Raw genomic sequence first — 12,529 nt, forward strand, 5'->3', positions numbered from 1 at the left:
AGTCCGCAGGGCCGTCGCCTAGGGTGTGGGCGTGCGCGAGTCTCGACGTCAGGTGCCCAGCCAGGGCCGGCACCCCGGGCGCCCGCCTGCCCACCGGGCCGGGCGGGGGTGGAGCGCCCGTCGGCGCCGCCGGTTCCGGCGGACCGTGGCGATCGCGCTCGTGCTGCTCATCGGCGTGCTGGGTGCGTGGGCCCTGCGCCCCCGCCCGACGACCCAGGTCGCCGCTCCCGCCCCCAGCACCTCGGTGCCCGTCCCCCCGGCCGTGACGCCCGCGGCCGTGGCCGTGTCGTCCCGGGTCACCCCCGCCGCCCCGACCCCGGGCGCCGACGACGACCAGGGCGGCTACCACGGGGTGTACGGCGACATCTCGCCCCGCGTCCCGCAGCACGGCCGGGGCACGTTCACGGTCCTGGCGGCCCGCAGCGCGCCGGTGACCGTGCCGGGGCGCGTCGTCACCTACTCGATCGCCGTGGAGGACGGGTTGCCGCAGGATGCCGGGGAGTTCGCGACCGCGGTGGCCGCCACCCTGCTGGACCCGCGGGGGTGGCAGGCGGCCGACCACGTGCGGTGGGTGGGGCTGTCCCCCCAGCAGGTGGCGTCCGGGACGCAGCCGCAGATCCGGGTGGCCCTGGCCAGCCCGGGGACCGTGGACGCCGGCTGCCGACCCCTGCAGACCAACAGTGCCGTCTCGTGCTTCAACGCCGGGACGGCCTGGATCAACGCGCAGCGCTGGGTGACGGGGGCGTACACCTACGGCAAGGACCTCGCCCGCTATCGGATCTATCTGGTCAACCACGAGGTCGGGCACGGGCTGGGTCACGGGCACGACGCCTGTCCGGGTCCGGGACACCCGGCCCCGGTGATGCTGCAGCAGACCAAGACCCTGCAGGGATGCGTCGCCTGGCCCTATCCCTGAGCCGGTCCCTGGCAGGGGAGTGCGCCGCTCATCGCGCGAGCCGTCGAACCGCCTCCAGCAGCACCGGCTCCTGCTTGCAGAACGCGAACCTCGCGAGGGTCCGGGCCTCGCGGTCGTCGCTGTGGAACACCGCCACCGGGATGCCCACGACGCCGAGGTCCTGCGCCATGGTGCGGGCGTCTCGGACGGCGTCGCGCCAGCCGAGCGGAGCCAGGTCGGCCACCACGAAGTAGGTCCCCGCCGGCACGCTGACCTCCAGGCCCGCGTCACCCAGCCCGGCGACCAGCAGGTCCCGACGCCGTTGCAGGCGGGAGGCGAGGTCCTGCACCCGCCCGGCGGGCAGGGCGAGGGCGGCGGCGACCCCCAGCTGGAAGGGCGCGGCGTGGGCGAAGGTAAGGAACTGCTTGACCTGGCGGACGCCGGCGACGGCGTCGGGCGGGCCGGTGAGCCAGCCGACCTTCCACCCGGTGGCGGAGAAGGTCTTGCCCGCCGAGGAGATCGTGAGGGTCCGTCCGCCCATCCCGGGCAGGGTGGCGATCGGGACGTGCCGCGCGCCGTCGAAGGTCAGGTGCTCGTACACCTCGTCGGAGACGACCCAGGCGTCGTGCTCCTGCGCGAGGTCGGCGACCGCCTGCAGCTCGGTGGCGTCCAGGACCCGCCCGGTGGGGTTGTGCGGGGAGTTCACGAGCACGACGCGGGTGCGGGCCGTGAAGGCCGCGCGCAGCTCCTGCGGGTCGAGCCGGAAGTCGGGGAAGCGCAGCGTCACCGGCCGCGCCACCCCGCCGGCCAGGGCGATGCAGGCGGCGTAGGAGTCGTAGGCCGGCTCGATGACGACCACCTCGTCGCCGGGGCGCACGAGCGTGAGCAGGCAGACGGCGACCGCCTCGGTGGCCCCGACCGTGATCTGCACCTGCTCGGTCGGGTCCAGGTCCAGCCCGTACCACCGTCGCTGGTGGTCGGCGACCGCCTCCCGCAGCACGGCAAGACCGGCCGCCGGAGGGTACTGGTTGGCGCCCTCGTGGATGGCGCGGGCGGCGACCTCGAGCATCTCCGCAGGACCGTCCTCGTCCGGGAAGCCCTGGCCCAGGTTGACGGCGTCGTGCTCCTGGGCGAGGGCGGTCATCTCGGCGAAGATCGTGGTCCCGAAGGAGGCGAGGGCCGGGTGCTGGGGCTGCGGCATACCGGGGAATCTAGCGCGGCAGCCGACCGACGCCGCCCGTCCGTCCAGGGACGATCCGGTATGACGATTAGGAGGGCCCCCGCCGGGGCCGTACCATGGCAGGACGGGAGACGTGCCTGCGAGCACCCTCCCGAATTCGCGCGCCTTCTCGCCGGAGGTCACCCGTGGGGTGAGAACCGGGGCGCACCACGGCAGTCCGGGGACACCCGGCGGGGTGCGTACGCAGGCGCCAGGCACGGCCGCGGCACCCGCCGTCGGTCGTGGGTAACTGACAACGACAAGAGAGCGAGACCTCGGCATGGCCGTCGTCACCATGCGCCAGCTCCTCGAGAGCGGCGTCCACTTCGGGCACCAGACCCGTCGCTGGAACCCCAAGATGAAGCGCTTCATCCTCACCGAGCGCAACGGCATCTACATCATCGACCTGCAGCAGTCGCTGACCTACATCAACGACGCCTTCGAGTTCGTCAAGGCCACCGTCGCCCACGGCGGCACGGTGCTCTTCGTCGGCACCAAGAAGCAGGCCCAGGAGCCGGTCGCCGAGCAGGCCACCCGCGTCGGGATGCCCTATGTCAACCACCGCTGGCTCGGCGGCATGTTGACCAACTTCCAGACGGTCTCCAAGCGCCTCACGCGCCTCAAGGAGCTCGAGGAGATCGACTTCGACGACGTGGCCGGTTCCGGCCGCACCAAGAAGGAGCTCCTCGTCCTCAAGCGCGAGAAGGACAAGCTCGAGAAGACCCTGGGCGGCATCCGCAACATGGCCAAGGTCCCCTCGGCCGTGTGGATCGTCGACACCAAGAAGGAGCACCTGGCCGTCGACGAGGCGCGCAAGCTGGGTCTGCCGGTCATCGCGATCCTGGACACCAACTGCGACCCCGACGAGGTCGACTACAAGATCCCGGGCAACGACGACGCCATCCGCTCGGTCACCCTGCTTACGCGCGTGATCGCCGACGCCGTCGCCGAGGGCCTGGTCGCCCGCTCCTCCGGCCGCTCGTCGAGCGAGGAGTCCACCGCCGCCGAGCCGCTGGCCGAGTGGGAGCGCGAGCTCTACGCCGAGGCCGCCGCGACCGAGGCCCCCGCCGAGCAGGTCTCGACCGGGCAGCCTGCGACCGAGCAGGCTCCCGCCGAGGCCGACGCGGCCGCGGCCCCGCAGGCCTGACCCACAGCAGTCACCGCACGCGTACACCCACCACCTGCGTAGAAAGTAGCTACGAACATGGCTAACTACACCGCTGCTGACATCAAGGCGCTCCGCGAGAAGACCGGCGCCGGCATGCTCGACGTCAAGAAGGCCCTCGAGGAGGCCGACGGCGACCAGGCTCGCGCCACCGAGATCCTGCGCGTCAAGGGGCTCAAGGGCGTCACCAAGCGCGAGGGCCGCGCGACCTCCAACGGACTGGTCCGCGCGCACGTCGACGGTGGCGTCGGCACCCTCGTCGAGGTGCTCTGCGAGACCGACTTCGTCGCCAAGGGCGACAAGTTCGGCCAGCTGGCCGACACCGTCCTGCAGGCGGCCGTGGACGCCGAGGCCGCGGACGCCGCGACCCTGCTCGCCCACACCGTCGACGGCAAGACCGTCAAGGAGCTCCTGGACGAGGCCAACGCCACCATCGGCGAGAAGATCGAGGTCAAGCGGGTTGCCCGCCTCGAGGGCGAGAAGGTCACGTCCTACCTGCACAAGACCAGCCCCGACCTGCCGGCGCAGATCGGCGTCCTGCTGGTGACCGAGGGTGGCGACGAGTCCGTGGCCCACGACGTGGCGCTTCACATCGCCGCGTTCTCCCCGAACGTCCTGTCCCGCGAGGACATCGACGCCGAGACCGTCGCCAACGAGCGGCGCATCGCCGAGGAGACGGCCAAGGAGGAGGGCAAGCCCGAGGCGGCCCTGCCCAAGATCGTCGAGGGTCGCGTCAACGGCTTCTTCAAGGAGAACGTCCTGCTCGAGCAGGCCTTCGCCAAGGACGCCAAGAAGACCGTCGGCAAGGTCCTGGAGGAGGGCGGCGCCACGGCGAAGTCCTTCGTCCGGTTCCGCGTCGGCAGCTGATCCCCGCCGACGACCCAGGTCGTCGAACACCCCGGGCCCGGCCCACCCTCGTGGTGGGCCGGGCCCGGTCGCAGTATGAAACACTGAACCCCGGCCGGCGATCCGGCCACGAGCCCGTGACGAGGAGCCGACATGACCGCAGCCACCACCCGCCCCGAGCCCCAGGCGCCTGACGGGAACCGCGGCTACCACCGGGTCCTGCTCAAGCTCTCCGGCGAGGTCTTCGGCGGCGGCAAGGTCGGCCTGGACCCGGACGTCGTCCGGGGCATCGCCCGGCAGATCGCCGAGGCCGTCCGCGGCGGCGTGCAGGTCTGCGTGGTCATCGGCGGGGGCAACTTCTTCCGGGGGGCCCAGCTGCAGGAGAAGGGCATGGACCGCTCCCGCGCCGACTACATCGGCATGCTCGGCACCGTGATGAACTGCCTGGCGCTGCAGGACTTCCTGGAGAAGGAAGGCGTGGAGACGCGGGTCCAGAGCGCGATCGAGATGACCCAGGTCGCCGAGCCGTACATCCCGCGTCGCGCGATGCGCCACCTGGACAAGGGCCGGGTCGTGATCTTCGGCGCCGGCGCCGGCATGCCGTACTTCTCCACCGACACGGTCAGCGCCCAGCGGGCCCTGGAGACCCGGTGCGACGCGGTCCTGATCGCCAAGAACGGCGTCGACGGGGTGTACGACGCGGACCCGCGCACCACGCCGACGGCCAAGCGCTATGACACGTTGTCGTACGCCGAGGCGCTCGCGCGCAACCTCAAGGTCGTCGACGCGGCGGCCTTCAGCCTGTGCATGGACAACAAGCTGCCGATGATCGTCTTCGGGATGGAGGGCGAGGGCAACGTCGCTGCCGCCGTCCGCGGGGCCCGCATCGGCACGCTCGTCACCGCCTGAGACCTCCGCGAGCCGGCGGGCGACCCGCGCGGTTCCGGACCAGCTTTGCCCCGTATCTACTTCGCCATACCGAAAGACGCTGGAGGACACCGTGATCGACGACATCATGCTCGAGGCAGAGGACAAGATGGACAAGGCCGTCGAGGTCGCCAAGGAGGACTTCGCGGCGATCCGCACCGGCCGGGCCAACCCCGCCCTGTTCCAGAAGATCATGGTCGACTACTACGGCGCTCCGACCCCGCTGCAGCAGCTCGCCTCGATCCAGGTCCCCGAGGCCCGGATGGTCCTGATCACTCCCTTCGACAAGGGCGCCGTCCGCGACGTGGAGAAGGCCCTGCGCGCGTCCAGCCTGGGGCTGAACCCGTCGGAGGACGGCGGGGTCCTGCGCATCAACCTCCCGGAGCTGACCCAGGAACGCCGCAAGGAGTACATCAAGATCGCCCGCGAGAAGGGTGAGCACGCCAAGGTCTCGATCCGCAACGTGCGTCGTCACGCCAAGGACCAGCTCGACAAGCTCGTCAAGGACGGCGAGGTCGGCGAGGACGACGGCAGCCGCGCCGAGAAGGAGCTCGACGGACTGACCAAGAGGTACACCGACCAGGTCGACGTGCTGCTCAAGGGCAAGGAGTCCGAGCTGCTCGAGGTCTGAGCGAGCTCCGCCGGACGACCATGACGACGCCCGACCTCCCGCACGCCCGCGAGGGCTCGCGCCTGCAGCGCAGGATCCAGCGAGCCCTCGCGGACGCGCGTCGAGACCGCACGCCCGGGAAGGCCGGGCGTGACCTGCCCGCCGCCATCGGTGTGGGCGTGGCCCTGGCGACCGCCATCGTCGGGACCCTGGTGTGGGACCCGCGGGCCTTCCTGGCCCTGGTGGCCGCCGCCATCGTCGTCGGCATGACCGAGGTGGTGCGCGCCGTGCGCCACGGCCACGTCCGGGTCCCGGTGATCCCCACCGTCGTGGGCGGGCTCGCGATGCTCCTCAGCGCGTATGCCGGCGGCCCCCGCGCCCTCACCCTCGCCTTCACCCTCGCCCTGGGCGTCGTGGTCGTGTGGCGGACCCTGCTGGGCGTCCGGGACGCGATGCGGGACGTCGGGGGAGCGGCGCTGACGCTGGCCTACGTCCCGCTGCTCGCGAGCTTCTGCATCATGTTGCTCGCCCAGCCCTCGGGCGAGCTCAAGGTGGTGACCTTCATCGCCGTGACGGTCTTCAGCGACATCGGCGGGTATGCCGTGGGGGTGCTCAAGGGCAAGCACCCGATGGCGCCGTCGGTCTCCCCGAAGAAGTCCTGGGAGGGCTTCGCCGGATCCATGGTGACCTGCATGGTCGTGGGGGCGGTCTGCGTGGGCTGGCTGCTGCACGCGCCCTGGTGGGCCGGCCTGCTGCTCGGGGCGGGCGCCTGCGTGACGGCGACCGTGGGTGACCTGTGCGAGTCCGTGATCAAGCGCGACCTCGGCATCAAGGACATGGGTCACATCCTCCCCGGGCACGGCGGGATCATGGACCGGTTGGACTCGCTGCTGCTGACGGCGCCGATGTGCTGGCTGGTCATCACCTATCTGGGGTGAGGGCTGCGACAATGGGGGGCGATGAGTGACAGCCAGCCGCAGGACCTGCCCACGCCGACGATCCGGCCCGAGCCGGGTCGGCTGACCTTCGACGCCCCACGCCGGGGCAAGCCTCCGGTCCATCTGGCCGATCTCGCCCCGGCGGACCGCAGGGCCTGGCTCACCAGGCTGGGGCACCCGGGCTTCCGGGCCCGGCAGCTGAGCGTGCACTACTTCGACCGGCTGGTGACCGATCCGGCGGACATGCCTGACCTGCCCAAGGCGCAGCGGGAGGACCTGGTCGCCCGGGCCCTGCCTGCGCTGCTCACCCCGGTGACGACGCGCGTCGCCGACGGTGGCCTGACGCACAAGAAGGTCTGGCGGCTGCACGACGGGGCGCTGGTGGAGTCGGTGGTCATGCGCTACCCGGGCCGGGCGACGATCTGCATCTCCAGCCAGGCCGGCTGCGGGATGAACTGTCCGTTCTGCGCCACGGGCCAGGGCGGGCTGCAGCGCAACATGAGCACCGCGGAGATCGTCGAGCAGGTGGTCAGCGCCGCCCGGGCGCTGCGGGCGGGGGAGCTCGGCCCGATGCCCGAGGGGGACGCCGGACCGCTGCGGGTCTCCAACGTCGTGTTCATGGGGATGGGGGAGGCGTTGGCCAACTACCGACCGGCGGTCGACGCCATCCGCCGGCTCGTCGACCCGACCCCGGACGGCCTGGGCATGAGCGCCCGGGGGATCACCATGTCGACGGTCGGGCTGGTCCCGGGCATCGACCGCCTTGCGGGGGAGGGGATCGCGGTGACCCTGGCCCTGTCGCTGCACGCCCCCGACGACGAGCTGCGCGACGAGCTGGTGCCGATCAACACGCGGTGGAAGGTCGACGAGGCCCTGGACGCGGCCCGGCGCTACTTCGAGGCCACCGGGCGACGCGTGTCGATCGAGTACGCCCTGATCAAGGACGTCAACGACCACGCCTGGCGGGCCGAGCTGCTCGCCGACAAGCTCGTCGCCCGCGGTGGCACGGGCTGGGTGCACGTCAACCCGATCCCGCTCAACCCGACGCCGGGCAGCCGGTGGACGGCGAGCCGCAAGGGCGTCGAGCAGCAGTTCGTCGAGCGGCTGCGCGGGCGGGGGATCTCCACGACGGTCCGCGACACCCGCGGCCAGGACATCGACGGCGCTTGCGGACAGCTGGCCGCCGCGACCGCCTGACCTGCGGACCAGGCCCCTGTCGCTCCTCGGCACGCCGGGCCGGCACGCCGGGCCGGGACGAGCCGGGCGCAGCCGGTCAGGACCTGCAGCCGATCCCGACTCGCGGCAGCTCAGGACGCGGGGCGGCCGAGGGCTCGTGGCGGCTCAGGACTCGCGGCGGGCCCGTAGCCGCTGCCAGAGCCACCGCGTCGCGAGCGCGAGGAAGAACGCCACCACGGCGTGCTGGAACCAGCCCGCCCACTGCTCGATCCGCGACCACTGGGTCCCCAGGGCATAGCCCCCCACGATCAGCGCGGAGTTCCACACCAGCGAGCCGGCGGTGGTGAGCAGGCAGAACATCAGCAGCGGCATCCGCTCCACCCCGGCGGGCACGGAGACCATGGAACGCACCATCGGCACCATCCGGCCGAAGAACGTGACGGTGCGACCGTGCCGCTCGAACCACGCGAAGGCCCGGTCGATGTCGTGCACGTCCACCAGCGGGATCCGTCGGGCGACCGCGGTGAGTCGGGACCGGCCCAGGGCGGCGCCGCCCCAGTAGAGCAGCAGCGCCCCGATCAGCGAGCCCAGCGTGCTCCAGCCGATCGCGGCCCACAGCGTCATCCCGCCGCGATAGGCCGTGAAGCCCGCGAGGGGGAGGATCAGCTCGCTCGGGATCGGGGGAAAGACGCTGTCCAGGACAGTGGCGATCATGGCGCCGGGGCCGCCCAGGGTCTCCATGAGCCCGACGGCCCAGTCGGTGACGGTGGATCCGGCGGGGGCTGCGGGATCGGTGGTGGGTGAGCCGGCGAGGGTGCGTGCGCTCGGCAGGGTGGCGGTGACGGTGGTCAGGGCGATCTCCTCGGTTCGGGGGCGTGCCTGGGGTGACGTCCGGGAGGCCCGAGACGTTCCGGCTCAGGGCAGCGGGAGCTCCGTGGCGCGTGCCAGCAGCGGGGCGACCTCGTCGACGTGGTCGACCAGGTGGAGCTGGCCGCCCATCTCCCGGCCCGCGCCCAGGGCCCGCAGCAGCGGCCAGACCGGAAGCGTCTCGGTCCACTGCTCCCGGCCGACCAGCACCAGCGGCAGGGTGCCGCCGGCCGGGGCGTAGTAGAGCCTGGTGGACAGCTGGAACACCTCCTGCACCGTGCCGGCGGCGCCCGGCAGCACCACCACCCCGTCGGTGCAGCGGGCGAGGAGCAGGTCCTCCCGCAGCGCGTTGGAGAAGAACTTCGCCACCTGCTGGGCGAAGACGTTCGGCGGCTCGTGGCCGTAGAACCAGGTGGGGATGCCCACGCTGGACACCGCGGTCGTGAGCGGCCAGGACTGCCGTATGCCGAACGCCACGCGAGCCCACTCGGCCACGGACGGCCGGAAGCCCGGGACCCGGCCCAGCTGCCCCAGCGCCGCCTCGAGCGCCGCCGCATCGGGGGCGGCCGCCCCGAGGTTGGCGGCCTCCATGGCCCCAGGTCCGCCGCCGGTGAGCACCACCGTCCCGGAGCGCGCGAGGGCGTGGCCGAGCCGCGCCGCGTCGGCATACTCCGGCGTCCCTCGCGAGACCCCGTGACCACCCATGACGCCGACCACCCGCCGGTCCTCGAGCAGCTCGTCGAGGGCGTCCTCCATGGCGTCGTCGTGCAGCGAGCGCAGGACGGCGACGTAGGGATCGCCGGCGAGCGCCGCGTCCTGGGACCACGCGTAGGCCCGGGCGTCGGGCGTGCGGTCGTAGCCCTCGTCGAGCCCGGCGTAGAGCTCCTCGGGGGCGTACAGCGCGGCGCGGTAGACATCGACGGGGACGTCGGTGACGGTGGGAAAGACCACCGCCCCGGCCCGGACGAGGTGCTCGGTCAGGTCCTCGGTGCGGGCCCCGCCGAGGACCACGAGTCCGCCGAGATCGTCACGTCGCAGGAGGGACTCGCGGCAACGGGTCAGATCGACCGACTGCAGCCGGACGCCCTGGAGCGGCAGGCCCTGGTCGAGGAGCATGGTCAGACTGTGCGCATCATGGATCTCCACCAGGTCATCATGTCCGACCACATGGGTGATGTTGCCGTCGGTCCGGCAGCTCGGGGGCAGACGGATGAGCGCCGGAGTGATGTAGTGGCTCCGTCGCCTCCTCGTCCGGTCTGCAAAGGAACATCCCTATGCCTCGTCGTTCCACCCTCGTGGCCGCCGCCGCTTCGTCTCTCCTCGCCATGAGCGTGGGCCTGTCCGGTCACGCCACCGCCTCGTCCGCCGCGCCGACCCGCCCCGTCGCCGCCGTGCGTCAGGTCCCCGTCTCCCGCGCGACGGTCTCCAAGATCTACTGGGCCATCGCCACCGACCGCTCCATGCGCGGCTGGAAGCGCGCTGACTGGCGCGTGCAGCGCGTCCAGGTCGTCTCCGGCGGCTGGGCCCGCGCCACCGTCCACGCCACCAAGGGCCAGACCGACGACGCCGTCGTCGTGCTGCGCCTGGTCAACGGTCGCTGGACCGTCGCCGACCTCGGCACCTCGCAGGTGGGCTGCGGCATCGCGCCCGCCGCGGTGCTCAAGGGTCTGCGCCTCGGCGGCTGCTGACCGCTCGCCGCACCCAGCGGTCCGACGACCGCTCCGACGCCGTGTCCCGGTGGCCCAGGCCACCGGGACACGTGTTGTATATATCCATGAGCAAGGGTGCTTACGCAGCGGCGTACGACAAGAGCAGGCAGGACCCCGAGGCCTTCTGGGCCGAGGCGGCCGCGGACATCGACTGGATCACCACGCCGTCCGAGGTGCTGGACGACTCGAGGGCGCCGTTCTACACCTGGTTCCCCGACGGCCGCCTCAACGTCTGCTACAACGCGCTGGACCGTCACGTCGTCAAGGGCCGCGCCGACCAGCCGGCCCTGCACTACGACTCGCCCGTCACGGGGGCGAGGCGCACCTACACCTACGCCGAGCTGCTCGAGGAGGTCGCCCGGTTCGCGGGAGTGCTGCGGGACCTGGGGGTCACCAAGGGCGACCGGGTGGTGGTCTACATGCCGATGGTCCCGGAGGCGGTGATCGCCATGCTGGCGTGCGCACGCATCGGGGCGATCCACTCGGTGGTCTTCGGCGGCTTCGCCCCGCAGGAGCTCGCGGCCCGCATCGACGACGCGGCGCCCAAGGTCGTCGTCAGCGCCAGCTGCGGCATCGAGCCCAGGCGGGTGGTGAAGTACAAGCCCTACCTCGACGAGGCGATCCGCCGGGCCGAGCACAAGCCCGACCGATGCGTCATCCTCCAGCGCGAGCAGGAGCCCGCGCAGATGGGGGAGCGGGACCTGGACTGGGCCGAGGTCATGCGCCCGGGCGTGGTGCAGCCGGCCGAGTGCGTGCCCGTCGAGTCCGCCCACCCGCTCTACATCCTCTACACCTCCGGGACGACCGGGAAGCCCAAGGGCATCGTCCGTGACTCCGGCGGCTACGCCGTGGCGCTGCGCTGGTCGATGCCCCACCTCTACGGCGTGAACCCGGGCGACACCATGTTCACCGCGTCCGACGTCGGCTGGGTGGTCGGTCACTCCTACATCGTCTACGCCCCGCTGCTGACCGGCGCCACGACGGTCGTCTACGAGGGCAAGCCCGTGGGCACCCCCGACGCCGGGGCGTTCTGGCGGGTCGTGCAGGAGTATGGCGCGAGCGCGCTGTTCACGGCGCCGACGGCCTTCCGGGCGATCAAGAAGGACGACCCGGACGCGAAGCTGCTGGCGGACTACGACATCTCCTGCCTGCGGACCATCTTCCTGGCCGGCGAGCGGCTCGACCCGGACACCTACCACTGGGCCCACGACAAGACCGGCAGGCCGGTGGTGGACAACTGGTGGCAGACCGAGACCGGCTGGCCGATCGCGTCGAACCCGCGCGGCATCGAGGACCTGCCCGTCAAGCCGGGGTCGCCGTCGACCGCGGTGTGCGGCTACGACGTGCAGGTGCTCGACGACCAGGGGCAGCCGGTGCCGCCGGGCACCGAGGGCGCGATCGTCATCACGCTGCCGATGCCGCCCGGCACGCTGCCGACGCTGTGGCAGGACGACGAGCGCTACGTCTCCAGCTATCTGTCGGCCTTCGAGGGCTACTACCTCACCGGCGACGGCGGCTACATCGACCAGGACGGCTACATCTACGTCATGGGTCGCACCGACGACGTCCTCAACGTCGCCGGCCACCGGCTGTCGACGGGGGCGATCGAGGCGGCCCTGGCAGGTCACCCCGCGGTCGCCGAGTGCGCGGTCATCGGGGTCGCCGACTCCTTCAAGGGACAGGTCCCCCGGGCTCTGGTGATGCTCAAGTCCGGGGTGGACGCCTCGACCGAGGAGGCCCAGGAGCGGCTGCGCAACGAGCTGGTGCAGCGGGTGCGCGAGGAGGTCGGGGCCGTGGCCGCGCTGCACCGCGTGGACATCGTGGACGGGCTGCCCAAGACGCGGTCCGGCAAGATCCTGCGCAAGACCATGCGGCAGATCGCGGACGGCCAGGAGGCCCAGGTGCCCTCGACGATCGAGGACCGCGGCGTCCTCGACTCGCTCACGGCGGTGCTGCGGCGCGAGCAGTGACGCGGACCTGGGCCGACACCAGGAGCCACCACCGGTCGTGGCCAGACGTCACGATCAGGGGCGGGGCCGATCGCCATCCGGGTGGTCGGCCCCGCCGCCGGGGCGACAGCGGCCCGACCGGCGCGCCCCGGCCCCCGCGCGCTGCTAGCCTCTGGCAGGTTGCCCGGCGGTCGGACCGACGACGGCCGGGCCGACGTGTCTCAGCCC

The 12,529-nt window shown here is 72.2% G+C and carries 12 protein-coding genes; 9 read left to right on the top strand and 3 right to left on the bottom strand.

Going from position 1 to position 12,529, the window contains the following annotated elements:
• The first annotated feature begins 31 nt into the window (after positions 1–31).
• Positions 32–916 carry a DUF3152 domain-containing protein gene (locus ACK2IS_RS06495; RefSeq protein WP_409485324.1) on the top strand — a complete coding sequence of 295 codons (885 nt, stop codon included), beginning with the start codon at positions 32–34 and terminating at the stop codon, positions 914–916.
• 28 nt (positions 917–944) lie between these two features.
• Here the strand turns inward: ACK2IS_RS06495 and ACK2IS_RS06500 are convergent, their stop codons facing one another.
• A complete protein-coding gene (locus ACK2IS_RS06500) occupies positions 945–2,096 on the bottom strand; it encodes an aminotransferase class I/II-fold pyridoxal phosphate-dependent enzyme (RefSeq protein WP_409485325.1) in 1,152 nt (383 codons plus the stop codon).
• A 298-nt stretch (positions 2,097–2,394) separates the two neighbouring features.
• On the opposite strand from ACK2IS_RS06500, the gene rpsB reads away from it, so the two are divergent.
• The 6 genes from rpsB to rlmN all read left to right on the top strand — a co-directional run bounded on the left by rpsB (position 2,395) and on the right by rlmN (position 7,797).
• Positions 2,395–3,261 carry a 30S ribosomal protein S2 gene (gene rpsB / locus ACK2IS_RS06505; RefSeq protein WP_409485326.1) on the top strand — a complete coding sequence of 289 codons (867 nt, stop codon included), beginning with the start codon at positions 2,395–2,397 and terminating at the stop codon, positions 3,259–3,261.
• A gap of 57 nt (positions 3,262–3,318) precedes the next feature.
• Positions 3,319–4,146: a translation elongation factor Ts gene (gene tsf / locus ACK2IS_RS06510; protein ID WP_409485327.1), complete on the top strand. Its 828-nt coding sequence runs from the start codon at positions 3,319–3,321 to the stop codon at positions 4,144–4,146.
• A gap of 132 nt (positions 4,147–4,278) precedes the next feature.
• The gene (gene pyrH / locus ACK2IS_RS06515; RefSeq protein ID WP_409485328.1) at positions 4,279–5,034 is read left to right on the top strand and encodes a UMP kinase; all 756 of its coding nucleotides are present in this window, start codon (positions 4,279–4,281) and stop codon (positions 5,032–5,034) included.
• A gap of 91 nt (positions 5,035–5,125) precedes the next feature.
• Positions 5,126–5,683: a ribosome recycling factor gene (frr, locus tag ACK2IS_RS06520; RefSeq protein WP_409485329.1), complete on the top strand. Its 558-nt coding sequence runs from the start codon at positions 5,126–5,128 to the stop codon at positions 5,681–5,683.
• Between the two features lie 20 nt (positions 5,684–5,703).
• Entirely contained in the window at positions 5,704–6,600 is an 897-nt protein-coding gene (locus ACK2IS_RS06525) for a phosphatidate cytidylyltransferase (RefSeq protein WP_409485330.1), read from the top strand.
• A 21-nt stretch (positions 6,601–6,621) separates the two neighbouring features.
• Complete coding sequence (gene rlmN, locus ACK2IS_RS06530; RefSeq protein ID WP_409485331.1) at positions 6,622–7,797, top strand: 23S rRNA (adenine(2503)-C(2))-methyltransferase RlmN; 1,176 nt, start codon at positions 6,622–6,624, stop codon at positions 7,795–7,797.
• A gap of 144 nt (positions 7,798–7,941) precedes the next feature.
• Here the strand turns inward: rlmN and ACK2IS_RS06535 are convergent, their stop codons facing one another.
• Both ACK2IS_RS06535 and ACK2IS_RS06540 read right to left on the bottom strand, forming a co-directional pair.
• On the bottom strand, positions 7,942–8,517 hold the full coding sequence (locus tag ACK2IS_RS06535; protein WP_409485332.1) for a DedA family protein: 576 nt from the start codon (positions 8,515–8,517) through the stop codon (positions 7,942–7,944).
• Positions 8,518–8,691: 174 nt separating this feature from the next.
• The gene (locus ACK2IS_RS06540) at positions 8,692–9,759 is read right to left on the bottom strand and encodes an LOG family protein (protein ID WP_409485333.1); all 1,068 of its coding nucleotides are present in this window, start codon (positions 9,757–9,759) and stop codon (positions 8,692–8,694) included.
• Between the two features lie 158 nt (positions 9,760–9,917).
• Here ACK2IS_RS06540 and ACK2IS_RS06545 point away from each other — a divergent pair, with 158 nt between their 5' ends.
• Together ACK2IS_RS06545 and ACK2IS_RS06550 are read left to right on the top strand one after the other, a co-directional pair.
• Positions 9,918–10,331, top strand: coding sequence for a hypothetical protein (locus tag ACK2IS_RS06545; RefSeq protein WP_409485334.1), 414 nt, complete (start codon positions 9,918–9,920; stop codon positions 10,329–10,331).
• A gap of 86 nt (positions 10,332–10,417) precedes the next feature.
• Positions 10,418–12,322 (top strand): propionyl-CoA synthetase, encoded by a 1,905-nt coding sequence (locus ACK2IS_RS06550; protein ID WP_409485335.1) that lies wholly within the window; start codon positions 10,418–10,420, stop codon positions 12,320–12,322.
• Positions 12,323–12,529: the final 207 nt, after the last annotated feature.

The sequence above is a fragment of the Arsenicicoccus dermatophilus genome, assembly GCF_046267915.1.
GTDB lineage: Bacteria > Actinomycetota > Actinomycetes > Actinomycetales > Dermatophilaceae > Arsenicicoccus > Arsenicicoccus dermatophilus_A.

Excerpts from the sequence above, each read along its gene's own strand:
- ACK2IS_RS06500 (WP_409485325.1), bottom strand. The coding sequence starts at position 2,096 with ATGCCGCAGCCCCAGCACCCGGCCCTCGCCTCCTTCGGGACCACGATC.
- rpsB (WP_409485326.1), top strand. The coding sequence starts at position 2,395 with ATGGCCGTCGTCACCATGCGCCAGCTCCTCGAGAGCGGCGTCCACTTC.
- tsf (WP_409485327.1), top strand. The coding sequence starts at position 3,319 with ATGGCTAACTACACCGCTGCTGACATCAAGGCGCTCCGCGAGAAGACC.
- pyrH (WP_409485328.1), top strand. The coding sequence starts at position 4,279 with ATGACCGCAGCCACCACCCGCCCCGAGCCCCAGGCGCCTGACGGGAAC.
- ACK2IS_RS06525 (WP_409485330.1), top strand. The coding sequence starts at position 5,704 with ATGACGACGCCCGACCTCCCGCACGCCCGCGAGGGCTCGCGCCTGCAG.
- rlmN (WP_409485331.1), top strand. The coding sequence starts at position 6,622 with ATGAGTGACAGCCAGCCGCAGGACCTGCCCACGCCGACGATCCGGCCC.
- ACK2IS_RS06535 (WP_409485332.1), bottom strand. The coding sequence starts at position 8,517 with ATGGAGACCCTGGGCGGCCCCGGCGCCATGATCGCCACTGTCCTGGAC.
- ACK2IS_RS06540 (WP_409485333.1), bottom strand. The coding sequence starts at position 9,759 with ATGCTCCTCGACCAGGGCCTGCCGCTCCAGGGCGTCCGGCTGCAGTCG.
- ACK2IS_RS06545 (WP_409485334.1), top strand. The coding sequence starts at position 9,918 with ATGCCTCGTCGTTCCACCCTCGTGGCCGCCGCCGCTTCGTCTCTCCTC.
- ACK2IS_RS06550 (WP_409485335.1), top strand. The coding sequence starts at position 10,418 with ATGAGCAAGGGTGCTTACGCAGCGGCGTACGACAAGAGCAGGCAGGAC.